This window comes from Larkinella harenae (assembly GCF_054780515.1).
On record NZ_BAAGWE010000003.1, the window covers coordinates 210,680 to 237,122 of the forward strand.

At 52.4% G+C, this 26,443-nt stretch carries 18 protein-coding genes; 9 read left to right on the forward strand and 9 right to left on the reverse strand.

The annotated features are described in order from the left end of the window. Positions 1 to 20: 20 nt before the first annotated feature. Both ACYVH9_RS17885 and ACYVH9_RS17890 read right to left on the reverse strand, forming a co-directional pair. Positions 21 to 2,036, reverse strand: coding sequence for a M1 family metallopeptidase (locus ACYVH9_RS17885; RefSeq protein WP_460637758.1), 2,016 nt, complete (start codon positions 2,034 to 2,036; stop codon positions 21 to 23). Beyond that, a complete protein-coding gene (locus ACYVH9_RS17890) occupies positions 2,029 to 2,565 on the reverse strand; it encodes a DUF2911 domain-containing protein (protein WP_460637759.1) in 537 nt (178 codons plus the stop codon). Before ACYVH9_RS17890 ends, ACYVH9_RS17885 begins: the two co-directional genes overlap by 8 nt. A 166-nt stretch (positions 2,566 to 2,731) precedes the next feature. Between ACYVH9_RS17890 and ACYVH9_RS17895 the strand changes: the two genes are divergently transcribed. From ACYVH9_RS17895 to ACYVH9_RS17925, 7 genes are all read left to right on the forward strand, one after another. After that, on the forward strand, positions 2,732 to 3,916 hold the full coding sequence (locus ACYVH9_RS17895; RefSeq protein WP_460637760.1) for a DUF4350 domain-containing protein: 1,185 nt from the start codon (positions 2,732 to 2,734) through the stop codon (positions 3,914 to 3,916). Between the two features lie 15 nt (positions 3,917 to 3,931). Then, positions 3,932 to 4,906: an AAA family ATPase gene (locus tag ACYVH9_RS17900; RefSeq protein ID WP_460637761.1), complete on the forward strand. Its 975-nt coding sequence runs from the start codon at positions 3,932 to 3,934 to the stop codon at positions 4,904 to 4,906. After that, the gene (locus tag ACYVH9_RS17905) at positions 4,903 to 6,243 is read left to right on the forward strand and encodes a DUF58 domain-containing protein (protein ID WP_460637762.1); all 1,341 of its coding nucleotides are present in this window, start codon (positions 4,903 to 4,905) and stop codon (positions 6,241 to 6,243) included. The genes ACYVH9_RS17900 and ACYVH9_RS17905 overlap by 4 nt, the downstream gene beginning before the upstream one ends. Before the next feature lie 4 nt (positions 6,244 to 6,247). Next, complete coding sequence (locus ACYVH9_RS17910; protein ID WP_460637763.1) at positions 6,248 to 7,708, forward strand: M20 family peptidase; 1,461 nt, start codon at positions 6,248 to 6,250, stop codon at positions 7,706 to 7,708. Between the two features lie 115 nt (positions 7,709 to 7,823). Beyond that, positions 7,824 to 10,655 (forward strand): T9SS type A sorting domain-containing protein, encoded by a 2,832-nt coding sequence (locus tag ACYVH9_RS17915; RefSeq protein WP_460637764.1) that lies wholly within the window; start codon positions 7,824 to 7,826, stop codon positions 10,653 to 10,655. A gap of 141 nt (positions 10,656 to 10,796) precedes the next feature. Next, entirely contained in the window at positions 10,797 to 11,696 is a 900-nt protein-coding gene (locus ACYVH9_RS17920) for a sugar phosphate isomerase/epimerase family protein (protein ID WP_460637765.1), read from the forward strand. A gap of 250 nt (positions 11,697 to 11,946) precedes the next feature. Further along, complete coding sequence (locus ACYVH9_RS17925; protein ID WP_460637766.1) at positions 11,947 to 14,169, forward strand: DUF4838 domain-containing protein; 2,223 nt, start codon at positions 11,947 to 11,949, stop codon at positions 14,167 to 14,169. Positions 14,170 to 14,268: 99 nt separating this feature from the next. Here the strand turns inward: ACYVH9_RS17925 and ACYVH9_RS17930 are convergent, their stop codons facing one another. After that, positions 14,269 to 15,873 carry a serine hydrolase domain-containing protein gene (locus ACYVH9_RS17930; RefSeq protein WP_460637767.1) on the reverse strand — a complete coding sequence of 535 codons (1,605 nt, stop codon included), beginning with the start codon at positions 15,871 to 15,873 and terminating at the stop codon, positions 14,269 to 14,271. A 101-nt stretch (positions 15,874 to 15,974) separates the two neighbouring features. Between ACYVH9_RS17930 and ACYVH9_RS17935 the strand changes: the two genes are divergently transcribed. Continuing rightward, positions 15,975 to 17,249 carry a PQQ-dependent sugar dehydrogenase gene (locus ACYVH9_RS17935; protein WP_460637768.1) on the forward strand — a complete coding sequence of 425 codons (1,275 nt, stop codon included), beginning with the start codon at positions 15,975 to 15,977 and terminating at the stop codon, positions 17,247 to 17,249. A gap of 87 nt (positions 17,250 to 17,336) precedes the next feature. Here the strand turns inward: ACYVH9_RS17935 and ACYVH9_RS17940 are convergent, their stop codons facing one another. After that, positions 17,337 to 18,347 (reverse strand): LLM class flavin-dependent oxidoreductase, encoded by a 1,011-nt coding sequence (locus tag ACYVH9_RS17940; protein ID WP_460637769.1) that lies wholly within the window; start codon positions 18,345 to 18,347, stop codon positions 17,337 to 17,339. Between the two features lie 195 nt (positions 18,348 to 18,542). Here ACYVH9_RS17940 and ACYVH9_RS17945 point away from each other — a divergent pair, with 195 nt between their 5' ends. Further along, positions 18,543 to 19,604, forward strand: coding sequence for an alpha/beta hydrolase family protein (locus ACYVH9_RS17945; RefSeq protein WP_460637770.1), 1,062 nt, complete (start codon positions 18,543 to 18,545; stop codon positions 19,602 to 19,604). Between the two features lie 6 nt (positions 19,605 to 19,610). On the opposite strand, the gene ACYVH9_RS17950 is transcribed toward ACYVH9_RS17945, so the two are convergent. The 5 genes from ACYVH9_RS17950 to ACYVH9_RS17970 form a co-directional block, all read right to left on the reverse strand. Further along, positions 19,611 to 20,801, reverse strand: coding sequence for a PepSY-associated TM helix domain-containing protein (locus ACYVH9_RS17950; RefSeq protein ID WP_460637771.1), 1,191 nt, complete (start codon positions 20,799 to 20,801; stop codon positions 19,611 to 19,613). 8 nt (positions 20,802 to 20,809) lie between these two features. Continuing rightward, entirely contained in the window at positions 20,810 to 23,473 is a 2,664-nt protein-coding gene (locus ACYVH9_RS17955) for a TonB-dependent siderophore receptor (protein ID WP_460637772.1), read from the reverse strand. Positions 23,474 to 23,615: 142 nt separating this feature from the next. Continuing rightward, complete coding sequence (locus ACYVH9_RS17960) at positions 23,616 to 24,578, reverse strand: FecR family protein (RefSeq protein ID WP_460637773.1); 963 nt, start codon at positions 24,576 to 24,578, stop codon at positions 23,616 to 23,618. A gap of 69 nt (positions 24,579 to 24,647) precedes the next feature. Further along, positions 24,648 to 25,217 carry an RNA polymerase sigma-70 factor gene (locus tag ACYVH9_RS17965; protein WP_460637774.1) on the reverse strand — a complete coding sequence of 190 codons (570 nt, stop codon included), beginning with the start codon at positions 25,215 to 25,217 and terminating at the stop codon, positions 24,648 to 24,650. 168 nt (positions 25,218 to 25,385) lie between these two features. Next, positions 25,386 to 26,390 carry an FAD:protein FMN transferase gene (locus tag ACYVH9_RS17970; RefSeq protein ID WP_460637775.1) on the reverse strand — a complete coding sequence of 335 codons (1,005 nt, stop codon included), beginning with the start codon at positions 26,388 to 26,390 and terminating at the stop codon, positions 25,386 to 25,388. Between the last annotated feature and the right edge of the window lie 53 nt (positions 26,391 to 26,443).

The following is a 26,443-nucleotide window of genomic DNA, read 5'->3' on the forward strand; positions in this document are numbered from 1 at the left end:
TAGTATTTTAATGGAGATAGCTACACCAGCCAGGCCAGCCACTGCATCCAGTTCTGTACCCAGAACATCAGTTTAGTTGCGTATTTTGCCGCCGGACTCGTGGATGGTTGAACCGTGAAGCTGTTGTTGTTCAGATTGGTGTCAATATAAATCTTTTGCTGGGGATCGACCTGTGCCCACTCGACCGGACTGGATTTTGTAACGGCGAACGTATGCATCCGGGCCCTTCCATCCCAGCGCAGGACTTGTTCACGGCCATCTTCAAAATGCACCTGAACCTCAACCGGAAGCTGCGCATCTCCGTGCCGGTAAACCGTAATGGTCGAACGGTACGCGCCAATCTGTGGATGGTTTTGCACCGAATGCAGCGCATAATCGCAAACCTGATCGCCGTAGAGGACCTGATCAAAAAACCAGTTCATGTTGGCTCCGTACCGGTTTCCAAGCCGTTTGCCCACAACTTCATTGACAATCGCAATAAAATTCCGGGCATTCGGGTGTTTGAATTTCCAGCGTTCAAAATACGTCCGCATAATCTCATCCATCACGGGCCGCCCCACCAGCCCGTCAAGCGTCCGCATCCAGGTGGCCGGCTTAAAGTACGTCAGTTCTCCCACGTAGGCTTCGGGCAGTTGCCATACATTGCCAAAAGAAGGTGCTACCGCCGGATGGTCGAGATGAACGTAATAATCCCGCGATGCTTCCAGATTGCCCATCCGATACCCAAACAGGTCGATCAGCGATGAGTTTGCCCCGTAGGTTTCGTCCATGATCCGGCCTTCGTAATACTGATTAAAGCCTTCATCCATCCAGGCTTCTTCAAATTCGTTGGTGGCCAGTAATTGCATAAAATACTGGTGTCCAAACTCATGAATAACGACCTGCTCCGGAAGGCGTACCCCCGTGGGCATCCCCCAGCTGGTTCCGGCGGTAATGAACGTAGGATATTCCATCCCCGCGGCCCCCAAGCCCCAGACGGGCGGGTCCACGATGGTCAAGGTCGCAAAAGGATACCGACCCAGGTGTTTATCAAAATAAGCGAGTGCTAGTTTGGCCGCGTCGATATGACGCCGGGTCTGGCTGGCGTGTTCCGGATGCATCAGGGCTCGAATGGCAACATGTTGCCAGCGATCATCGAAAACCAAAAAATCCGGCGAAGCTGTCCACGCAAAATCGACGACATCTTCGGCGCGCCAGCGGAGGGTTTTGGTTCCGTTGGTCCGTTTTCGTTCACTTTTCAACGAACCCGTTGCTCCAATTACCAAGTTTTGGGGGGCTGTAATGGTTACGTCGTAAACACCGTAATCTGCGTAAAATTCGGAGTGTGCGTGAAATTGGTGGCAATTCCAGCGGCCTTTGGTACCCGGAGCCTGGTAGCGGGTTCCGGCGGGTTCATAAACCCCGATTTTGGGAAACCACTGCGCCACCAGAAAGAAATCGCGGCTATACCCCGTCCGGGCGAATAGTTTGGGCAATTTGGCCCGAAAGTTTATATCCAGCGTAATGCTTTGCCCTGGCCGAAGCGGCTGGTTCAGCGGTACCCGAATAACCGTCTGATCGGCCCGGTTACCATCATCGGGCTGAATGAATTGATACTGATTTGTCAGATTCTCGGCCGGAGCCGCTTCCCGGGCGCGGGCCTTCATCGACAGGATATCGATCCAACCATATGCTTCCTGGTCCCCCGGGTCAATGGCTTCACCGCGCAACTGCCCCCCAGACTCGCGCATGAAGGTCGATTCTGCATTCCTGAACGCGTTCAGGTACAGGTGAAACTGCAATTCGTATAGCACTTCATTGGACGGGTTTTTCCAAACCAGCGTCTCTTTCCCCGTCAGTTGCTTGGCGTGGATATCAAGCTGAACTTCAATTTGATAATTGGCAATCCGCGGGCTAAGCGGCAGTGACTGGGCATAGCCAATCCGGACGAACCCCAGCAAACCGAACAAAACAACCAGAGGCAGCGGGGAACGATTCCATACCGCGAATCCCGCTGCCTTGGGCTTTCTACGCCCTTTCTTTGGTACTCTATTCATTCTTCCGCGCTCGAATCGGCACTACGGCTTCGGTCTCATCCCAAGCCAGGAGCATATCAGATCCCCCCGGTTGCGGGGCAAAACTGATGTAAAACTGTTCGGCGGCAGCATTGCGTTTCCGGGTGAGAACCGGCACCCGCAGCGCGTCTTTCGTCTGGTCATAATCTGTACCCCACTGACCCGTTTCGCGGTTAAAAATAACCATCCAGTTGCCTTCCGACGGGATGGTCCAAAGCGAATATTTCCCTTCCTCCAATGGCTGCCCGGCCACGGTCACATTTTGATCCAGCGTAATAACCGTTGCTTCATTGGCACCCGTCCGCCAGACCTCACCGTACGGTACCAGGTCGCCAAAAATTTTACGTCCTTTTTTGTACGGCTGACAATATTCTACTTTCACCTGAACGCCATTCTGGTTAATTTCGGCAGTAGCCTCCGGGCTCGCTGATTTGGTGTACGAACGAAGGCCCCAGTAACCCACCAAAACCAATACCGCAAGAAGACCGATGATCCATAAGATTTTTTTCATAAATCAGTGCATTTATATAGAAAGTGGGAAAGTTATAAAAAAATGCTTGGTTGCAGGTTTCTAACTTGTTATAACTTGCAGGTGAACCGCTATTCGTAAGCCATCAGAAGCCGCCGGAACACGGGCATACCGTCCTGATTTCCTGCCGGTGATAAACCGATACCGTTTGAAACCGAATAAATACTTCTTTTTTCTGCTCATTACCCTCGTTGCCTACGGGTTGTTCGAGTATTACCGCCCAAAACGCATCGACTGGAACCCAACCTACATCAACCAGGACAAGATTCCGTTCGGTACCCAAGTGCTATTCGAACTGCTGCCGGATCTGATGAATCAGCAATCGGTAACGACCTTGCGCCTACCCGTTTACAACCACCTTTCAGACAGCACGCTACCTGCCCAAAGCAATTACATCTTCGTTTGCCAGTCGCTGAAACTCTCCCGGTTTGACCGGGAAAAGCTTCTAACATACGTCCAGCGAGGCAATACGGTTTTTCTGTCGGCCTACGAATTTCCGGATTCGCTGACAAAGCAGCTGGGTTTTCGGGCCGAGCTAAAAGCGCCTTCGCTGAGTGATACCACCCTGGGCATGAACTTTACAAACCCGGCTCTGAAAAACCGTACGGACTACCGGTTCCGGCACGACGATGGGCGCAATTTCCTCACCCCAACTCAAGCCAACGACATAACGGTTTTGGGCCGAAACGCCCGGAACGAACCTATTTTCCTGAAAATCCGGTACGGCAAAGGCCATTTTTACATTCACAACCTGCCCATTGCCTTTACCAACTTTTACGTTCTGGATTCGGCAACGGCCGATTATGCGTACAAAGCCCTGTCGTACCTGCCCGCCCAGCCAACCTACTGGGACGAGTACCAGAAACAAGGACGTTTCAACGAAAACGAACAGTCGCTCCTGCGGTACATTCTGACCCAGCCGCCCCTGATCTGGGCGTACTACCTAACGGTTGTGGGTCTGCTGCTGTACCTTATTTTTGCGGGCAAGCGAACCCAACGCATCATTCCAGTGATTGAACCGTTGAAAAATACCTCGCTGGAATTTGTTCAAACCGTCGGTCGCCTGTATTTCCAGCGGGCCGACCACAGCAACCTCGCCCAGAAAAAGATTCAGTATTTTCTGGCGTATGTTCGAGAACAATTTGGACTCAATACGGCCCATCCGGACGAGGAATTCAAGCAACTGCTGGCCCGAAAAAGTGGCGTTCCGGAGTCAGATGTTCAGGCGCTGTTTCGCCAGATCGCCTTTTCCCAGCAGCAGGTTATGAGCGAATACGACCTGCTCCGCCTGAACGAATTAATTGAAAATTTTTACACCACTGCGAAAGCGTAACTCCGATTTCCCACCATGTCTCCCTACGAAAACCGTCTGGATTTAACCGAACTGAACAACGCGGTCGAAGCCATCCGCACCGAGATCGGCAAAGTCATTGTCGGCCAACACCAGACCATTGATTTACTGTTGACGGCGCTGCTGGCCGACGGTCACGTATTGATCGAGGGCGTTCCCGGCGTGGCCAAAACGCTGATGGCCAAACTGCTGGCCAAAACCATTTCGGTGGATTTTAGTCGGATTCAGTTTACGCCCGATCTGATGCCGTCCGACGTGCTGGGAACATCGATTTTCAACCCGAAAACCACCGAGTTCGAATACCGCCAGGGACCAATTTTTGCCAACATCGTATTAATCGACGAAATCAACCGTGCCCCGGCCAAAACTCAGGCAGCGTTGTTCGAGGTGATGGAAGAACGGCAGGCCACCAACGACGGCGTCACGTACCCTTTGTCCGATCCGTTTCTGGTCCTGGCCACGCAGAACCCCGTCGAGCAGGAAGGAACCTACCGGCTGCCCGAAGCCCAGCTCGACCGGTTTCTGTTCAAAGTGGTAGTCGGCTATCCGACCATTCTGGAAGAAATCAATATTCTGAAAGGCCACCACGAACGGCGCAGCCTGGCCGATGCCGTCGAGGCCGTTCAACCGACGCTGACGGCCAACCAACTGCAGGCATTGCGTACGCAGGTTCACCGGGTGCACATCGAAGACAACCTGCTCGAATACATCGCCCAGATTGTGCAGAACACCCGCTCCAGCAAATCGCTGTACCTGGGCGCATCACCCCGGGCTTCGGTGGCGCTGCTGAACAGCTCCAAGGCACTGGCGACTCTCCGGGGCCGCGATTTTGTAACGCCGGAAGACATCCAGGAGCTGGCCGTACCGATCCTGCGCCACCGGGTTCTGCTGACGCCCGAACGCGAAATGGAAGGCGGCACGGCGGATGAGATTATTGCGCAGGTGGTTCAGAAGATCGAGGTGCCCCGATGAGTGTCTTCCGCGCCCTTTACGTCTCGGTTCGGGTCTGGCTGGTACTGATCGGTTTTGTGTTGCTCTTCATCACGGCATACGTTTTTCCAGTGCTTTTTCCGTTCGCAAAACTGGCCCTGGCGGTTTTTGTCGTTCTGTGCCTGTTCGATGGAATAATGTTATTCCGAAAATCGAACGCACAACCGGCTTTTTTTGCCCGGCGTGAACTGCCCGACCGACTCTCGAATGGCGACGAGAACCCCGTGGCTATTTACCTGGAAAATCGTTATCCGTTTCGGGTGCAGGTAGAGGTCATTGACGAAATACCGTTTCAGTTTCAAAAACGGGATGTGTTGTTCACCACAACGCTGCAACCGCATGAAACCCAGACCTTACGCTACGAACTTCGGCCGACCAAGCGGGGAGAATACAGCTTCGGGGCCGTGAACGTGTACGCCCTCACCACCCTGGGGTTGCTGAAACGGCGCTACCGGTTTTCGCAGGATAAAACCGTTGCGGTTTTTCCGTCGTTCCTGCAAATGCGGCAGTATGAATTACTGGCCATTTCAAACCGCTTATCCGAAGTGGGCATCAAAAAAGTTCGGCGGCTGGGGCACAGCATGGAATTTGAGCAGGTCCGGGTTTATAACCGGGGCGACGACGTCCGGACCATCAACTGGAAAGCCACTGCCCGGCACAGCGACCTGATGGTGAACTCGTTCCGGGACGAAAAATCGCAGGCTATTTACTGCCTCATCGACAAGGGCCGCGTGATGAAATCGCCGTTTGCGGGTCTGAGTTTGCTGGATTACGCCATCAATGCGTCGCTGGTGTTGAGCAACATCGCCCTGCTTAAACAGGATCGCGCCGGGCTGCTGACGTTTTCTGACCGGATTGGCCAACTGGTCGTTGCCGAACGCCGTCCGGGCCACATGCAAAAAATTCAGGAGGCCTTATACCGGCAGAAAACCCGCTTTCTGGAGTCCGATTATGAAGCCCTTTACGCCAACATCCGTCATCACATTCGCCAGCGGAGCCTGCTGCTGCTTTTTACTAATTTTGAGACCGTTAACGCCCTCCACCGGCAATTGCCTTACCTGCGTCGGCTGGCCAAAGAACATTTGCTGATTGTGGTCTTCTTTGAAAATACCGAGTTAAAAAAACTGCTGGACACGCCGGCCAGCACCACGGAGGAAGTGTACCAGAAAACCATTGCCGAGAAATTTTATTACGAGAAAAGACAGATTGTCAAAGAATTACAACAATACGGTATTCAGGCCATTCTAACCGCTCCGCAGAACCTGACTGCCGACACCGTTAATAAATACCTCGAATTAAAAGCGCGGGGTATGATCTAGCTTTATGAAAAGACTCCGCTGGTTCGCTTTGGGGCTTCTGGTCCTGCTCGGTATTCTGTTGATCAACATGCTTCGGTTTTCGTCGAAGCAGCTAACCGACGTACCACCTGCTCCCACCGTTTTGGTGGGCGATTCAGCCATTGGGCGCTTAGTGAAAACCCTCCAACTGCGCACGGTTTCCTATTCCGATTATACGCTGACGGATACCACGCAGTTTGAAAAATTTCTGACGCTGCTGCAACAATCTTTTCCCCGCATTCATCGCCAGCTCCAACGCGAAACGTTCAACCGCTACGGTTTGCTGTACGAATGGAAAGGGCGCAATCCGGCGCTGAAACCGGTTTTGCTCATGGGCCATTACGACGTGGTTCCGGTTATTCAGGGCACCCAGCAGCTCTGGAAAAAACCGCCGTTTGCGGGCCTGATTGAAAACGGTTTTCTATATGGTCGCGGAACACTCGACGACAAAAGCAGCGTACTGGCTCAGCTCGAAGCCGTTGAATGGCTCCTCGGAACTGGTTTTCAGCCCGAACGAACCATGCTGCTGGCGTATGGGCAGGACGAAGAAGTAACTGGTTTTCGGGGGGCACAGACCATTGCGGCCGAACTCGAACGGCGCAAAATTACGCTGGAATACGTGTTGGATGAAGGCGGTGTGCTGAAAACCGACGGTATTCCCGGCCTCAGCAAACCCGTCGCGCTGATCGGCATTGGCGAAAAAGGGTACGCCAGCATTGAATTGACTAACGTGAGCAAAGGGGGACATTCCTCAATGCCACCCCCACAAACCAGCATTGGGCTGGTAGCTGCCGCGGTGAGTAAACTGGAGGAAAATCCTTTTCCGGCCCGACTGGATGCCGGCCTGGATCGCATGTTTACGTACATCGGTCCTGAAATGCCGTTGGGCCAGCGAATCGTTTTTGCGAACCAGTGGCTGTTCGCGCCGTTGATCAGCCGGATTATGGCGCAGTCGAATTCCGGCAATGCAGCACTGCGGACCACAACGGCACCCACAATTTTTCAGGCGGGCATTAAAGACAATGTGTTACCCATCGATGCCACGGCCACCATCAACTTCCGGATTTTGCCCGGCGAAACCGTAGAATCCGTGGAACAACGGGTGAAAGAAGTGATCGACGATGACCGGATTCAGGTGAAGGTGCTGCGGAAATTCATCAGCCAGCCCTCTCCCATTTCCGACCCCACGGCGTTTGGGTTTGAGCGCATTCACCGAACCATCAAAGGTGTTTTTCCGGAGACGATTGTCACGCCGTATCTGACACTGGGCGGCACCGACTCCCGGTTTTACGCCCGCGTGTGTCCGCAGATTTTCCGATTTTCGCCCACCCCCATGAACGACGAAGATACGAAGCGCATCCACGGCACCAACGAACGCATTAGCCTCAATGATTACAAAACCATGATCCGGTTCTATGTCACGCTGATCCAAAATAGCCAGCAGTAAGGAGCGCAGGGTGCCTTTTCGGATATAACACCGGGGCGTTGGGTAGACACGGGCAAACTCAACCTTTTATACCCTTGTTATCCAACCCTTTACACCCGATCGGCGTCTTATCGTCATGATACCGCTATCCTTACCCCAATCCATCTTTCTCCAACAAAGCCGCGGTTTTCGACGTAGCTTGTGTTGTTGCTTTGTACTGCTCTTCGCCACCTCATTGGTTTTTGGCCAATCATATTCTGCTCGCCTGGATTCGAACGGTTTTTACCAGATTCACAGCAATAAAGAATCTCGTTTTTCCACGATCCGGCAAGCATCGACAACCGTCATTTCCGTTTCGGCTGACCCAAGACGACCCTCCAACACGGCTACCGTTCTGATTACTTTTGGCGATGACATCGTGCTGAATAGCCGCAGCTGGTTTACCTTGCACATCAGAATGTCAGATGCTTTCAGAGCGCCTGCCGAAGTCATCTTCATTTCCAGTACCGCCGTCGATAAAGCCTCCCGAACCATGCAGATCCCCGTCGGCGGGTTAAAAGAAAATACCGATTTTTATTTTCAACTGACTCACTGGAGCGGCTGCACGGGTGATCCTTTGGCAACTGGGCAGTACAAAACCGGACCTGCTGCTATCACTCCTAAAAAAGTACTACTGGTGGTGGATAAACAGTATGCAACAGATTCGAAGGTCAATCAGGCCCTTGCAGTTTATCAGGCCGACGCAATCCGGGCCGATCAGAGCCTCGTCTTTGAACGCTATGACCTTTCTATTGATCCGGCTGATAAAGGCAAACTTTACGAGCACATCAAAAAGCTGTATTTCGATTCAGCAGCACCGTTGCATTATTTATTTTTTATTGGCCGTAATGCCCCTACCTACCTACGGTCTTACCTCCTTGATCCAATAACCAATCAGGAAGTTCCGAATGGCGTTTCCCACCTTTCCAGCCTTGGTGTTTACGCTAAAATTCTGACGCAGGATTACCCGTTTGACAAGCAGGAAAATGTCTTCCTGAACCGGCGTTATGGCTGCCAGTACCTGGAGATCGGCACGGATCCCATACTCGACAACATGGCTTCAACGTACTCTCAGTCCTCGGCCTTCGATGTTTCCTACGGGGCCGTGATCCCGACCCGGGATGAAGAAGCGAAAGAATACATTTTGCGGTATTTCGATAAACTGCACCGGTATAAAACGGGGCAACTCAAATTTGACCGCAAAGTCCTCTTCGCCGATACGTTCCGGTACGACGGCAGTTTCCCGCAAAAAGTGGAAGAACTCACCGGACGCTGGAAAAACAACGATACGATTCATGTTGCCCAAAAATACGGCTCCGAATACCACGCTGATGACGAAGCCTGGCGAACAGATTACCTGAAAAAGTTGAGCAGCAACTCCTACGAAATTGTCTATTACATGGGACACGGCACTCCTCACCAGCATTATTTTGGCATCGGAACCGCGCAAATCAATGACCTGGAGAAGCTTAATACGTTACTCTTCGATTTCAACTCCTGTTCGGTCGGTGCGGCTGATACCCAGGATTATCTGGCCGGTACCTACCTGAACAAAGGCAATACACTGTTTGTAAAAGCCTATTCAGTACCAATCGGGATTACTTCGTACGAAACCGACTCGCCCTTGCTGGATGCCTTTAAAGAAAAGCAAACCTTCAATGAGCTGGCCAAAGGAGCCTATGTCAGTGATGCCTATCGGTACAGTTTTGATTGCAACAGCTCCCAATACCTGCTGGGCGACCCGCTCCTGCTGCTCGATCCACCTCAATGCTCCAATACCGAACCGCTGGCAATCTCAACAACCGGTTCGTTCTCGTTGTGTCCCGGTGATACCACAACACTGACTTTACCGACCAATTTAACCGATTACCGCTGGTTTCGTAACGAGCAGGAAATCAACGGCGCGACCGGCAGCAGCCTGGCCATAACCCAGAGCGGTTTTTACACGGCCAAAGCCAAACAATGCGGTCAGGAAGCCAGCACCAGTCAGGGTGTTACGGTTACGGCAAAACCGGGTCCCGAGAAGCCGGTTTTAACGGTGGACCTCCTGCCCGACCGGTTTCGGCTGCGGGTCACGCCAACGGGAAAGTTCTCCGATTTTAGCTGGTTTATCAACAACGAACGCTGGCGGGAAACAACCCAGGATACGGTGACGGCCTTCCTGCTGGGGGATTACACCGTTCGGGTGTCCCAGGACGGCTGTTCGGCGGTATCGAACCCGGCTTCGGTCCGGATTGAGCAGCCGGTGCTGATCGTTACGGGAACCAACCCGGCCTGCGAGGGCGATAGCCTGGTGGTTAAGGCGCCCGAAAATTTCAGTTCCTACACCTGGTTAACCCCCAACGGTTCATCGGTCACCACCACCGGCAACACGCGGGTTTACAGACAAAATGCCTCGGTTGCGGTGATTCCCAAACGGGGTAATCTGGCAGGACCAGCTTCGGCCTACGTTACGCTGACGTTCAGGGCCAAGCCACCCAAACCGACGGTTACGCTCGACAGTGAGGGTTTCCGGTCGAGCAGCCTGACCGGAAATCAATGGTACCGAAACGGTCAGCCACTGCCGGATTCGACCCGTCAGGTTCTGCGCAGCCCGGGGGCCGGAACCTACTACGTCCGCGTTACGCAACAGGGCTGTTCCAGCGACTCAGACCCTATGCTGATTACGGCAATAGAACCGGCTATTGGCTCGATTAAGGTGTATCCCAATCCCGGAAAAGGCACCTTCTGGATCGAGTGGCCCACGGGTTTCCGATCCGGACGGCTGGAAATTCTGGATAATCTGGGAAGAGCGGTATTCAGCCGGTCGTATTCCGGTCCGCCGTTGGCTCTCACACCCGTGAGCCTGAAAACCGCTCCGGGCTTGTATTTACTACGGTTTTCCACGACCGAACAAAGTCAGACTGTCAAATTGCTGGTGGAAAACTGACGCTTTTCCGGTGATGATCTCAATCGCGAATTCTTTCGCAGCAGGAAAGCAGTAATTTGGCGAAATTACTGCTTTTACACCAAAAGGTAACGGTTTGCACACTTCGTGTCTTCGACTCCCAACGTGATAAACAATTCATTTATGACTACCCGCAGAACTTTTCTCCAAACTACGCTGGGTCTGGCTGGCGCTACGATGCTGGGATTCTCCGCCCGGGAAGCCAAACCGCGCCTGGCTTTTTCAACGCTGGGTTGCCCCAAATGGCCGTTGGAGCAGATCATCAAAACCGCCGTTACCGAGGGGTACGAAGCCATCGAAATCCGGGGTATTCAGGGCGAACTGTTCCTGCCGAAATGCCCGGAGTTTGGCAGCCCGGCCCGTATTGCCGAAACCCGCGCCAAGTTTGCCAATAGCAAACTCAAAATCTGTAACCTGGGTGCTTCGACAGCCCTGCACCACGCCGACACGACCAAACGGCAGAAAAACCTGGATGAAGCCCGGCAATTCATCGACCTGGCCCACGCGTTATCGTGCCCCTACGTGCGGGTTTTTCCCAACGATTTGCCGAAGGATCAGGACCGTGAGCAAACGATTAATCTTATCAGCGATGGATTGCTGGAACTGGCGCGGCACGCCAAAGGCAGTAACGTGACGGTTTTGCTCGAATCGCACGGTGAAGTGATCTGGAAGGATGTGCTGTTGCGCATCATGAAACAGGCAGAAAACCCTAATGTGGGCCTCATTTGGGATATTTACAACATGTGGTCGGTAACCAAAGAACCACCCGCTGAGGTTTATTCAACCTTACGGAAGTACATCCGGCACGTACACCTGAAAGATGGCCGCCGGGTCGACGGAAAACCGCAATACACCTTCCTCGGCAAGGGGGAAGCGCCCCTTCAGGAAGCCATTGGTGCTTTACGAAAAGGTGGTTACACCGGGTATTACAGCCTGGAATGGGAAAAAATGTGGCACCCCGAAATTGCCGAACCCGAGCTGGCCTTCGCCGACTACCCCAAAGCCATTAAGGCTTATTTTTAACTGAACGCATACGGTTTTCTCAGCAACAATCGGCGGTTATTGCTGAGAAAACCGCTCTCATATTCCTTCTCCTGGCTTCATTCCGACGCCATTGCGCTGGCGTACGCGGCTCTTTCGTTGAAATTTTGCCATTGGCAGCATAGCCCAAAGTAGAACGAAAACCGTATTCCTTATAATTAAACCGGCCCAATACCGTACGGCATTCGGTGCAAAACCGTATTGCTTCAAAATTCCCTAACCTCCTTTCTTGATGAAGTATCTAGCTCTTCTTCTGGCGCTGCTAACGCTGGGCTGTTCCTCCGGCAGCAAATTGATTTCTGACGGCAAAAGTGAGTATAAAATTTTTGTATCCGACCGGGCGTCGAAACCGGAGCAACTGGCGGCTTCGGAACTACAGAAATACCTGCAAAAAGTCAGTAATTGTACGCTTGAAATCACGCACGAAACCAAGCCGGAAGCCAAATTGATCTATGTGGGTTTCGCGGGTGCACCTGAACAATTGCTCCGGGGACTTCAGCCTACCGATTTTGCCAGCGAAGAGTACCTGATCCGCTCCGATGGAGACCGGCTCCTCATTGCCGGTGGTGGCACAAGAGGTACGTTGTACGGCGTCATCGGGTATTTGTCAGATCACCTGCACTGCCGCTGGTATACGCGCGAAGTGGTTAAAACGCCCCAACAGCAAACCGTGTTGCTACCCAAAATAGACGATCGCCAGAAACCCGCTTTTGTGTACCGCGAAGCCTGGTACCGAGAAGCATATAATCCGGAATGGGCGATGCACAACCGCCTTAACCCCAGCCTTACGCCCATTCCGGATTCATTGGGCGGAAGCTACATCACGTACCCGTTTGCCCATACGGCGATGAATTTGGTCCCGTCGGAGAAGTACTTTGCGAGCCACCCCGAGTATTTTGCGGAAGTGAATGGAAAGCGGCTCCCCGGCAAACACATTCAGCTTTGTTTGACCAACCCCGACGTGCGCCGGATTGCAACCGCGCAGGTATTCAAATGGATTGAGGAGCACCCCGAGGTAAACGTTTTTTCAGTTGATCAGAGCGATGGAGAAGGCTACTGCACGTGTCGATCCTGCAAGGCCATCGACGACCGGGAAGGTAGCCCGGCGGGGTCTTTGCTGACTTTTGTTAACCAGATTGCAGATACTGTCGGAAAGATCCATCCAAATGTCAAAATCCAGACGTTTGCCTACGCCTACACTGAAGTTCCTCCCAAAACGATTCGGCCCGCCGACAATGTCACCATCCGTTTGTGCCACTACAATTATTGCTCGGCGCATTCCATGGAAGGATGCGATAACCACAAACCGTTTCGGGACCGTTTCAATGAATGGAAAAAAATTGCGCGACGAATTTCGATTTGGGATTATTACACCGACTTTTCGCAGTACCTGATGCCCTTCCCCAACTTTGAAAGCTTTAAAAACGACATCAAATGGTACGCCGACCGCGGAGTAGAAGGCATGTTTGCCCAGGGCAACAACGTTCCGGACAACGGCGGAGGAGAATTCTCTGAACTCCGGGCCTGGGTCATCGCCCAGCTGTTGTGGAACCCAGACCGTGACTCCCAGGCACTGATTGATGAATTTGTGGAGAATGTATACGGTAAAGCAGCCCCTTTTATGAGCCGTTATATCAGGCTGATGCACGATCAGGTAAAAACCGACAGCGTCCATTTCAGCATCTGGTCGCAACCATTGGAGGTTAACTATTTGGGGCTGCCAACCATCCAGAGAGCCGACAGCCTGTTTCAGCAGGCCTTCAAAGCCACAACTGGCGATACCAGCCTGACCAAGCGGGTGGAGCTGGCTTATCTTCCCATTCTGTACACCAAACTGTATTTCTATTCCATTGGTGGAACGGCTTATCTGAGCAAGACCGACATGCCGAAAACAATGGCGCATTTCAAGGCGCTCATCAACCGGCACCAGATCAAGGCCATTGGCGACATGCCGCAAACGTACGGCAATCTGAACAACTTTATTGCCAGGGTCGAAAATGCGTCGACCTACTATTCCGACTGGTGGGTCATTGGCCCTTTTGACAATTCGGACGGCAAAGGGCTGGTTACACCGTTTTCGCCGGAGAAGTCGCTGGATCGGAAACAGGTGTACAAAGGCCGGGGCGGCACCCCGGTAAAGTGGCAGCAGCACGAAGATAAAACGTCCGGCTATATGGATTTCACCAAACTTTTCAAGCCCACCGAAGAGGTGGTGGCCTACGCCCAACGCAACCTAATCCTCCCGGAAGCGAAAACCATGAAGTTCGGCGTTGGCAGCAATGACGGTGTCCGGGTCTGGATTGACGGCAGGCTGGTGCTCGACCGCCCGGTTGCCCGCAAAGCCGAGCCTAATCAGGACCTGATCACCTTACCGATGGAGAAAGGAGAACACACTATTCTGGTAAAAGTGGATCAGTCAAAACGAGCCTGGGGCTTTTACTTCACGGAAATCTAGCTCCGGCGAATCAAGTCCCCCTCCGCTTTATCAATCTGCCACCAAAAGAATCCGCCTATAACCAACTGTTATTCAGCGGATTCTTTTGACATTGTTTCTTTATTTTCCCTGCGAAACGGTAGTCAGTAGTTTCCCCTCCAGAACCGGGCGATCGTCTTTGGCATTGGCTATAACCGCCAGACTCCGCTGGAATTCTACCTGAAGATCATCACCCGAAAATCGGCAGATTACGTTTTCATAATGCGCAGTTTCGATAAACCGCCAGGTCATCGTAAACGTATTTTCGTTGGTCCAGGCCCCGCTCCCGGCAATTTTTGTTCGGGCTTCTTTTGGTCCCGACGTGGCAACCAGTTTCAGTGGTACGGTCGATAAATCGGTATCGCCTGTTTTCCAGCTGCCCAAACCGCACGTTACCCGGTGCTCGCCCTTGTCGTCTTGCAAGGTGCAAACACAGGCATCTTTCTGAAATACCAGGGATACTTTTTTGATCGCCAACGTATTCTCCGCAATCTGGTACGATTTTCCCGACACCCGGGTGCTGGTTGGCGACATGATTTGTCCGGTGGGCATCGGCAACACCAGCGACGCCAGTTTCTGCTTCAACGGGCCCGTTGCCTGAGCCGTAGCGCCTTCCGACTGAACGGCGGGTAAAATATGCTTCCAGACCTCATCCAGGATGCCCTGCATGTTGCCGGTTTCGCTGGTGATGGCAATCACGGTGTCCTGCCTGGGCAGAACGATGCAATACTGCCCGAAAGCTCCATCGCCCCGATACGCGCCGTTGCGGCAGCGCCAGAACTGATAACCGTAGCCTTGCAGCCAGTCGTTTTCCTCCTTGGGCCGCGAACCGCCTTTCGACTGAATCTGGAATTTCGTAGCCTCCTCAACCCAGGCTGCGGGCAGCAATTGTTTGCCGTTCCACAGGCCTTTTTGCAGGTATAACTGGCCGAATTTGGCAATGTCTTCCGTTCGCACGCGCAGCCCCCAGCCACCGGTATCAATACCTTTCGGATCGGTTTCCCAGTCGGCCCCCTCAATGCCCAATGGATCGAACAGCCGGGGTTTCAGGTAATCAACCAGCTTCTGGCCGGTTACTTTCTGGATGATTGCCGACAGCATGTAGGTGGCTCCGCTGTTGTAAACGAAAAACGTTCCCGGCTCGTGTTCCACCGGTTGCGCCAGAAAGGCTTTCACCCAGTTGTTGTCCGGATCAGACCGGAGCGAACCGGTTGAATCCTTGTCGTGGCCGGTCGCCATCATCAGCAAATCTTTCACACGCATGGCCGCCAGATTGGGACTAACGGTGGCCGGAACCTCGTTCGGAAAGAAAGAAACTACCTTGTCTTCCACCGTCAGTTTCTTCTCGGCAACTGCCATGCCGATGGCCGACGACGTAAAACTTTTACTGAGCGAATAGAGCGTATGTTTCAGCGCGGGTGCATACGGTGCCCACCAGCCCTCGGCCACCACCTTGCCGTGCCGTACGACCATCAGGCTGTGCAGATTGAGCTTGCCCGTTTCAACCGCATTCACAAAGTTCAAGAGTCCTGCCGACGACACGCCCTGGGCTTCGGGCAAACTTCTTGGCAGTTGAAACGAGCGAAACGGAGCTGCCGGAACGATACCGGGTAGCCCACTGAGCAAACCGACCCCGGCTACACCGAGCCCCAGTTGGTGAAGAAAATTTCGGCGATTTAAGCGCATGTTTTTAGGAAAAGTATGATTTTACCGGGAGATTTTGCCAAAATACGGAGAAATTAGCAATCTTTAGGTTCCGGTTCCCTTTTTACTCACTAAACCTTTCGATGAAAAGATACTTTCTTCGGGCTATCTGCCTGATTGGTACGTTGGGCGGCCTTACAGCGGTCCAGGCAAACGACAATACACCCATTTCCGAGAAAAAACCAAAAACCGTTGATCCGGCAATCATCAAGCTTCCGGCCGGCTTTTCGGCCACCGTTCTGGCCGATGAAATAGGCGCAGCCCGGCATATGGCAGTTGGCAAAAACGGCGATCTATACGTCAAACTGGCAAAACTGAAAGATGGCAAGGGTATTTACCGGCTTCGCGACACGAACAAAGACGGTAAAATTGATGAAATAACCGGTTTTGGCGATTATCCCGGAACGGGCATTTTTATCAAGGATAATTACCTGTACGCGTCTTCCAACAGTGACGTGTATCGGTATGAGTTGAACGACAAGGGAGAAGTAGTCCAGCCGGAACAGCCGGAAAAAATCATTTCCGGACTGCGCGTCAAAGAGCGTGATCAATCCAAATCGATTGCAGTGGATAACCAGTCGATGATTTACGTAAACATTGCTTCCGATAACGATGCCTGCCGCGAAGCCGGCACCGGCAAAGGTCTAATGCCATGTCCGCTGCTGGATTCGGCGGCCGGAATCTGGCAGTTTCACACCAACCGGCTGAACCAGTCGTATACCGATGGCGTCCGGTTTGCTACCGGTTTAAAGAACGTGGTGGGCCTGGATTGGAATACGAAAACAAACTCGTTGTTTGTGATGCAGCACGGTCGGGGCAAGTTCCACGACTTTTACCCGCAGTACTATACCGCTCAGCACAGCAACGAGCTCCCCGCCGAAACAATGTACGAACTCAAAAAAGGCGGAGATGCTGGCTGGCCCTACATCTACTACGACCACATCCAGAAAAAGAAAATGCTGGCCCCGGAATACGGGGGCGATGGCAAGAAAACCGGTGGTGAAAAAACCATGAATCCGGTGGCGGCTTTCCCCGCGCATTTGGGTCCAAACGGGTTGTTATTTTATACCGGAACGATGTTTCCCGAGAAATACCGGAACGGCGCCTTCATTGCGTTTCACAGTCAATCGGCAGAGTTGAAAAAAGGGTACCTGGTTGCGTTTGTGCCGTTCAAAAACGGAAAACCGTCTGGCGCCTGGGAAATTTTTGCCGACAATTTTGCCGGAACGGATCTGGCCAAGCCAACCGGTCCGGTTCAGCACCGCCCCTGCGGACTCGCACAGGGCACCGACGGTTCCCTCTATGTATCTGACGATCTGGGCGGAACCATTTTCCGGATCGCTTACAAAAAGAAATAAGTTTACGGGTTATAGTTCACGGTGGCTGATGCACTCATCCATTTAATGCATCAGCCACCGTGAACTATAACCCGTGAATCGTAAACGTCAAACCACTACGCTTTTCAGTTCAAACACCTCAGCCAGCAACCGGTACGATTCCAGCCGTTCTTCCAGTTCCGAGGCTACATTGACGAGCATAATCTCATCGACTTCATAGCGATCAGCGTAAGTCAGCAGTTGTTTTTTCACTTCTTCCGCATTGCCCATCACCATGCGCTGCCGGTTGTGCTGAATCCGCGCTTCTTCGGCCAGCGAATAATCAACGGTTTTGATATCATTGTAATCGAACGGATCGACCCGACCACGGGTTTCGTACTGCAAAAACCGGTAGTCGATCATGGCCTGTTGCCGGTGGACGGTTTCAGGATCATTGGAGCAAAACACAAAAAAGGCTACGTTGGCCTGCGGTTGTTCCAGGTTCTCGGACGGCTGAAACCGTGTGCGGTAGTTCTGCACCGCTTCCGGTCCGCCGTGCGGATTGATGAAATGAGCAAACGAAAAACCCATGCCGAAATGAGCCGCCAGCACTCCGCTATGCCCCGACGAGCTCAATAACCATTGCTCCGGCACCGAAGGCGGTATCGGCATGGCCCGAACTTTCGCCTGAGCGCTTCCGGGCGCGTACCGGTCATTCAGATAATTCTGTAAATCAAACAGTTGTTGCACCAAATCCTGTTCATTGAACGTATTGGTTGGATTCAGCAAACTGGCCGTCACACGATCACCGCCGGGCGCGCGGCCCATCCCCAGGTCGATGCGACCGGGAAACAGCGTTTCCAGCATCCGGAAATTTTCGGCTACTTTCAGCGCGCTATAATGCGGCAGCATTACCCCGCCCGACCCCACGCGGATCGATTGAGTCTGCCCGGCCAGGTGGGCAATCAGAATTTCGGGCGTTGTACCGGCCAAAGAAGTTACGTTATGGTGTTCGGAAACCCAAAAACGGGTATAACCCAGCTCTTCCGCCAGCCTGGCCAACGCCACCGTTTCCTGCAAGGCTTCGCGCGCGGTGCTGCCTTTCCGGATGGGCGATTGATCTAACACACTTAAATTCATCGCTGTCTTAATTATCAATCAAAGTTCTATTGTTGTAGAACAATCATTCAAGTAAAAAAGGTGCCGGTTAGGCTATAAACATTTCTTTTCCGAAAAGGGCTTGCTTTTCTCAAACCGTTCTGCTAACTCGATTACATTTCCTACCCTCGAAAGAAAATGAAATTGACTCTTGTATTTCTCCTTCTTTGCCTGACAATGACGGCCTTAGGCCAACCGGCTTCCGTGGCTCGGGTCGATACCGGCACCATTGGCGGAGCACGCTACCGGATCGACTTTCCGGCGGGCTGGGGCGCGTCCGGCAAGCCCCGGCTCCTGCTCATCTACGCCCACGGTTATGAAACAATAGGTAATAAACGGGGCAATTTGAGCGGCAGTTGGCTCAGTCCTTTCCTGAAAAAAGGGTTTGCCGTAGCGCAGTCGGCCTACCGGCGGCAGGGCTGGGCGGTTTCGGAAGGGGTAGACGATTCGGAAGCATTGCGACAATATTTTGTCAAAAAATACCGTCAGCCCGACAGTACTTTCATCACGGGCCATTCGATGGGCGGCATGATTACGCTGGCAACCATCGAAAAATACCCGCAGCATTACCAGGGCGCACTGCCGTTTTGTCCAATTTCGGGGCACTTGTACCCATCGCTGCAAAATCACCTCTTTACCATGCTGGTCACCTTCGACGCCCTTTATCCCAACACGCTGGACCTACCGAAACTGGCGACCGGCACCGGCAAACCCACGGCACCGGATGTGATCGGGAAGGCGCTGCACACCGACTCGCTAACCGGCCAGCAGTTTGCCCGACGCTTTGCCGTTAAATATCCCGATTTACCGAGCGTACTCTGGTTTTTTCAGGAAATCTACCGCGACATCAGCCAGCAAGCGGGTGGAAATCCGTTCGACAATACCAATGGGCTGTACGGTGGTTTTCCGGATGATGCACTGGTCAACCGGAAAGTTATCCGGGTTACAGCTCAGCCCAAATCCCGGTCGTTTCTAGGCCCGTATACCGCGTTTAGTGGCCAAATCACCGATCCGGTGCTCCTGGTTCACACGACTTACGACGAACTGATTCCGCCCGAAATCGGAACCGCCTACGACGCCATTGTTCGCCAGGCCGGCAACGATCAACTGTTCGTCATGAAATTTACGGACGGCCAGGGCCATTGCAAGTTCACGCCGGAGCAAACCGGAACGGTATTTGATCAGCTGCGGCAATGGGCCAAAACCGGTCGGCGACCGACGGCGGGCGAAGTGAAATAAGATCGTTTAGCCGGCGATTTTCCGATTTACGGAAGCCTGACTTCTGCCTTTCTTTTTCGTGATTTTACGCCGACCCCACCAGATGTAAAAACCGGTAACGGGTAAACTGGCCGAGATCAGGCTGGCCAGAAACGCCAGGATCATTCCGGGGTAGCCCAAGGTTTTACCCGTGTGCAAATCGTAATTGCTGTTCCGCCATTTCTGGCCCCGGGTTTTGTCTTCATGCCGTAAGCGGGCGTACTCCAGGCCGGTCGAGAGGTCGTAATAAGAGTAGCTATAATGCGTCCACAAGTCTTCGCTGGGGTTGTTCACGGCCGCAATCATGAAATTCTCTGCTTTGTTTTCGGACAGGTAAATCCGTAAAAATTGGGGATGTTGAACCATCATTTTTTCCAGTATCCGATCAAACGTTCCCGGATTTTGTACCGAAGAAGCCACCGGAGGGGGCGGGTACGCAAATTGAGTAACCCGGCCATCCAATAGCCTGAATACGGTATTTTCCCACCATTTGAATGACCAGACAATACCGGTCAGTCCGATGAACAACCCAAGAGTCAGTACATAAAAGCCAAGAATGTTGTGCAGGTCGTAGTTCTTTCGTTTCAATTTCGTGTTGTCTTTCCAGCGAAACCAAAACCGCTGTTTGGCCGCAGCTTTGTTTTTTGGCCACCACAAAACCAGTCCCGAAAGCAGCATAACCATAAAAATAAGGGTTGCCGAACCCACTAGCGGACTCCCTATTTTGGGGTTGATGTACAGATTCTGGTGGATGGCCCGCACGGTGATGAAAAACTCGTACTGCATGTCAATGATCCCATTAACCTTTCCGGTGTACGGATCGACGTAAATCCGTTTCCAGAACAACCCTGTGTTGTCCCAGAAACTGTCTTCTGCTTGATTCGGGTCGTTCTGGAAAACCTCGAAAGCATAAGCCTTGTCCGGTTCGGAAAAGATGTTGACGGAGTTGATTTCAGCTTCCGGTCCCAGTGCTTTCTGAGCGTTGGCTTTTAAAACGGCAACCGGCAATACGGTTTTGGTTCCGGGCGTGGTTACGTAAACCAGATCGCGGTGGAAAATAGCGTACAGTTCCTCCTCAAAGACAAAAATGCAGCCCGTCAGGCTGACCACAAACACCACCAGCCCGGATGCAAATCCGAGCCAGCGGTGCAGGTAGCCGATGAGTTTTTTAACACTCATCCGATTGTTTAAAATTTAAAGGTAATGTTGCCGATAAACTGGCGAAGTGGTTGCGGATACCCCCAGGCGTTCCAGGATTTCTGATCCGTAAGGTTATTAATCTTCAGGCCCAACCGCCATTTGGATGTTTCGTAAAAAACCGTGGCGTTGTAAACCGTGTAGGACGGAATTATAAACAGGTTAGCCGAATCATAAAATGACTCATCGACGAAATTGGCCCCGGCTCCCAGACCGACATTGTTAAAAATACGTCCGTTGTGCTTGTAACTTACCCAGGTATTGAAAACATTTCGGGGGGCTGACGTAACAGTTTTCCCCTGAACACTCTCGTTGGCTTTGGTATAGGTATTCCTGTTGTAGGCATAGCCCGCCGTAATGTTCAGGCCCCGAACGGGGTTGGCAATCACCTCACCGTCCAGACCCCGACTGTGCTGAGTGGCATCCTGAACGATGAACAGGTTTGCGTCAGTTCGCGTGGAGTTGCTGACCGTGATGTCGTAATAACTCAGCGTGGCGCTTACCTTTTTAGAAAACGTTTCGGCTTTGATTCCGCCCTCCCACTGATTCGCCTGCTGGGGTCTCAGGTTCAGAACCGATCCGTTGGGCTGGGTAATCGGCCCCAGGTTATTGAAACCGTTGAGGTAATTCGCAAATAGCGACACCTGATCTTTTACGACCTGATACACCACGCCGAGTTTGGGCGAAAAAGCGACTTGCTGGAAGTGATTATTTTCACTCGCACCGTTGTAGCGGCTGTTATTTCTGACAAAATAATCCATGCGTAGGCTCAGCATCAGAAGCAGCCGGTCCGTCAGGTTCGACACGTTGGAAACGTAAGCGCCGTACGTAGCCCAGCTCCCGCTCGAATACTGAATGGTTGAATTGGCTACAATGGCGTCAGCTTTGTCCTTGTAAAAAGGCGCAAACGGTTTCCTGGGATTAATGATGTCGTACGTAGGATCCTCGACCACAAACCGGTTGTCTGTATTGTAGGCAAGGTCGGCACCGATCAGCGCCCGGTTGCGGATGCTGCCCAGGTTAAATTCACCGTTGAAATTTTGCTGAATGTTAATCGTGCTGAAGTCACGACGCAGATTTTTCCAGAAAGTGCGGTCGATGGTGGTGTCGTTTACCCACTGGGCGGTCAGCTGAAACTGGTCCGCTTCCCGATTAAAACTGTAGGAAACGCTGGTCGAGGAGGTCCACTTGTCGGACAAGGTATAAGTAGCTACGGCATAGGCATTGTTGGAAATCTTGGTTCCTTCGGCATCGGCCCCGGCAATAGAATTTTTATAATACCCGGACAACGCTTTCAGGTTGCGGAACGAAACGCCGTCGGTAAACCAATTATAGGGCTGCTGAATCACGGCGGCTTTATACAGTTCCACATCAAACAGGAACGTCAGCCGATCATTCACTTTATACGATAAACTCGGCGCTACGACATAGCTTTTGTTTGCCCCAAAATTCTGGAATGATTTTTCGTTGTGCGAAGCCGCATTGACGCGCAACAGAACGGTTTTTTCCGGATTCAACGGGGTATTGACATCCACCGTCAACCGGCTCAGATCCCAACCGCCTACCGAGTAGGACACTTCTCCTTTGAACGTCTCAAACGGTTTTTTCGTCACCCGATTGGTAACGGCTCCGTAGGAAACCATACTTGCCCCAAATAGGGTTCCGGAAGGGCCTTTGATCACCTCAACGCGCTCCAGATTGACGGGATCAACCAGCGTCCAGGTCTGGCTGGCCAGGCCGTTTCTGACCCGGGCCTGCACCGAAAAACCACGGATGTAGGCAATATTGGTTCCGGCAGCACTGATGAACGGCACCACCCCCGGTGAGGTTTTCAGGGCATCGTGGTAATCGACTACCATCTGCTGGTTGAGCAGCTCCTTGCTGATGACGTTGTATACCTGCGGATTTTCCAGATTTTTCAGCGGCATCCGGGCCACTGACTCGCTTTCCTTGTCGGCAAACTTATTGGTGCTGGCCCGAACCAGTACCTCCTGCAACGTTTTGGAATCTTCCCGAATGGAAATGCCCGGCAACGTAACGGTTTCGTCTTCCGGTACCTCCACGGTTTGTTCGACGGAAGTGTAGCCGATCAGTTGCACCACCACCGTTTGCGGCCCCGCGGGCACGTTCCGAAGCAGGAAATGGCCCTGCTCGTCCGTAGTCATTCCTTTGCCGGTTCCTTTTACCGATACGGTTACGTAGCTGGCGGGTTGCCCATCCGACGTTTGGATGGCCCCTTTCAAATTCCCTTTCCGTTCACCTTTGGTGGGCTTGATATGAATGCGGTTTCCTTGTACCTGAATGCCCCGCGCCACGTCGCCCAGTAACTCTTTCAGCACATCGCGCAACGGTTGATTCCGAAAACTGGCATTTACTTTTCGGTCGCTGTTCAACAGCGTGCTGCTGTACACAAACGTGCTACCAGTCTGCTCTTCCAGGGCGCGTAAGGCGTCGGCCACCGATACCTGGTTTAACTGAAGGGTTATTTTACGATCCAGAACATTGCCCTGCGCAAACACAGTCTGCGTGAGCAACATCCCTACCACAATCAATACATAACTGACGGATTGCGCAAGCCTGCTTTTTCGAACAGAAACGGCCATACGTTCATCTGCCGGATGCAGATAATTCCGGGATTCTAACGAAGAATTCATACTTTTGAATAAACGGTTAATGGTAACAATTGACTGTTTCGGCTCCGGCATCCTGTCGCCAAACATCTGCCGGAGTGTCGATCCACGGCTATATCCGTAGCCGTGGATTTTCTTTAGGGAGGTTTGCGTTGGGGGGTATTCATCAATGGATAATCACTTGCTTGTTATTCAGTTGATACCGAAAGTTGGCGGAATACGCCAGGCTTTCCAGAAGCTCTTCCAGCGACGGATTGACGAACGTTCCGGTACACCGCCGGTCGGCCAGTTCCCGCGACTTGATGGTGACTTTACGACCGTACCAGCGCTCCAGTGTCGTCGCAATTTCTGCTAGTTTCTGATTGTCAAAAACGAGTTTATTCTGTCTCCAGGCCGAATAAGCACCGGCGTATACCTGCTCGTGATCCAAGCGATGACCCGGTTTGTACATACTCCGCTGATTGGCCATGACCAGCACGGAACCGGCCTTCGCGTCCCGTCCCGAAAACCGTACCTTCCCTTCGCTCACGGTTAATGTGACCGCTTGATCGGCTGGGTACGCGTTGAGGTTAAAGGCTGTTCCCAACACCCGCGTCTGGGTGTCGCGGGTACGAATTGTAAAAGGGCGGGATGAATCCTTGGCCACTTCAAAATACGCTTCGCCCGTCAACCAGGCCGTACGAGCGGTATCCGAAAACCGTTCCGGGTACGCGAGCTGGCTCTCTGAATTGAGATAAACGACAGTACCATCGTTTAGCACAAACTTCCGGCGTTCTCCAGCGGCCGTCTGCAGGTACTGGTAGCGCACGTTCGTTACCTGCTGTTGCGCCGGAAGAACGTCCGGTTCTGGCTTGAAAAAGAAGTAACGGATACCCAGGAATACCACCAGGCAAGCCGCTAGGCCGGTCAGATAACCGTACCAATACCGCTGCTTTGCCACTGCATGTTCCGGACGAATTTCGCTTTTCAAATCCTGCCACAGATCGGCTATGACCTGATCATCCTCGTCGTTTTGGGGATAATTTTCTTCGAGTTGGCCCGCCGTTAACCAGTCTTCCACGGCTTTTGCTTCGTCGTGATTGCAAAGTCCGCGATGGTATTTTTCCAATAGATCGGGCGTAATCCGCATGGCATCGTTTCTGATTTCATAAACAGAGTTCCGCAACGAACCGCCAACCCTAAACGAGAAATCATTTTTTTACTGATCCAGGCCGCTGCGCAGAAGTGCCAGGCTTTTGGTGATGTGGTATTCAACGGATTTTTCGGAAAGCTGGAGCAGGCTGGCTATTTCGCGGTTGCCCAGGCCCTCTTCGCGGCTGAGTCGAAAAATACGTTGCGTTGTAAATGGAAGTGTAGCCAGTATGGTGGTGATTTGCTCGGATAATTGTTCAAACAGTACCATGTTTTCCGTCGTATTATCCGAAACGACAAGGCCGCTGCCCACCCGCTGCAAATGTTTCGCCTGCACAGCCCGGTCCCGGAAAAACCGGTTGATTTTCAGCTTCGCCGATCGGGTTAAGTAATGTTCGGGCGACTGCCGGATTTCGAGCTCCTCCCGGCGCTCCCAGAGCGAACGGAAAATGTCGTGAACAATTTCCCGGGCCTCTTCCCGATCATTAAGGTAATACTGACAGAGCTGAAATAGTTTTTTCGCGTAAAGGTCATACAGCCTTTTGAAAGACTTTTCCGTAATGAAGAATATTTCTGACCGACCGTTGCTCATGTGCCCTTTCTGGCGGATAAAAACCCGGGGTGAGGGTTTCCGCAAAGGAAGAGCTTATTTAGTTTCATTACAAATAAGAAAGATGAAGAATTTGAACTATCACCACAAAAGCGTACTGATCAACAAAATTGTTCAATTCCACAAAGAAAAAAGGGGTGAAATCTAGCAGCTTGAGCTTAAGAAGCAAGCGGCCTAGATACGTTGTGACAGGCGTTAATTCAGAAAATTTCTGATGCCGTCGGTTACTGCGGTTTTCAGTTGGCCCGTTGGGTCGCGGTAAATTAAATAAGCATCCAGTTCGTGATGCTTGGCCAGAAACCGTTGGGTTTCGTCCAGACCCATCACCAGAAAAGCCGTTGCAAAGGCATCGGCGGTCATCGCATCCGGTGCAAAAACCGTGGCGCTCAGCAACACGTCCGGCCTGGAAAAACCGGTCTTGGGATTGATAATGTGCCCGAACGTTTCGCCATTTTGCCGGTAATAATTCCGGTAGTTTCCCGACGTCGCCATAGCCCGGTTGGCCATCCGGACGGTGGTCTGCAAACCACCGGGCCGCACCGGGCTTTCGATACCGACGCTCCACCACTTCCCCGCGCTGCGCTCACCCCGGCAGCGGAGTTCTCCACCGACCTCTACCAGATACTGATCGATACCGTTGGATTCCAGAAAAGCCGCAATTACATCCACGGTGTAGCCCTGCGCCAGCGCGTTAAAATCCAGCCGAACGTTCTTTTTCTTTTTTTTAACCGCCACCGAATCAAACGTGATGTACGAAAAATTCACGTATTGGAGCAAGGAATCGGTATTGGGTAACCAGGGCTCGCGGGATCTCTTACCCTGTTCGTAGGCTTCCACCAACGGTTTGACGGTTGGGTCAAAAGCGCCGTTCGTCATGTGGTGAACCTCCGCCGACTTCTGCAAAACCGGGTAAAAATAAGGCCGCTCAAAAACGTGAAATTCCTGCCGATTGAAGCGCGAAATTTCCGAGTCGCTCCGGTAAGTTGAAAGACACTGATCGAACGCAATGAGGATGGAATCAACCTGTTTCTTGAAATTTCTCTGCTGCGCGTCGCGGTATTTGATCTGGTACGTAGTGCCCTGCGCTTCGCCGGTCAGCGTCACGATTGGAATATCCACCGAACGTCGGGGGTTGTCTTTCTTGCCCGGAAAAGTCATTCCCAACGACAAGAGCAGTATCAGCAATGCGAACGATTTCACGGAATAGGAGTTGCAAAAATCGAGTTACAGCAGCACCGTCCACACCCCAGGCT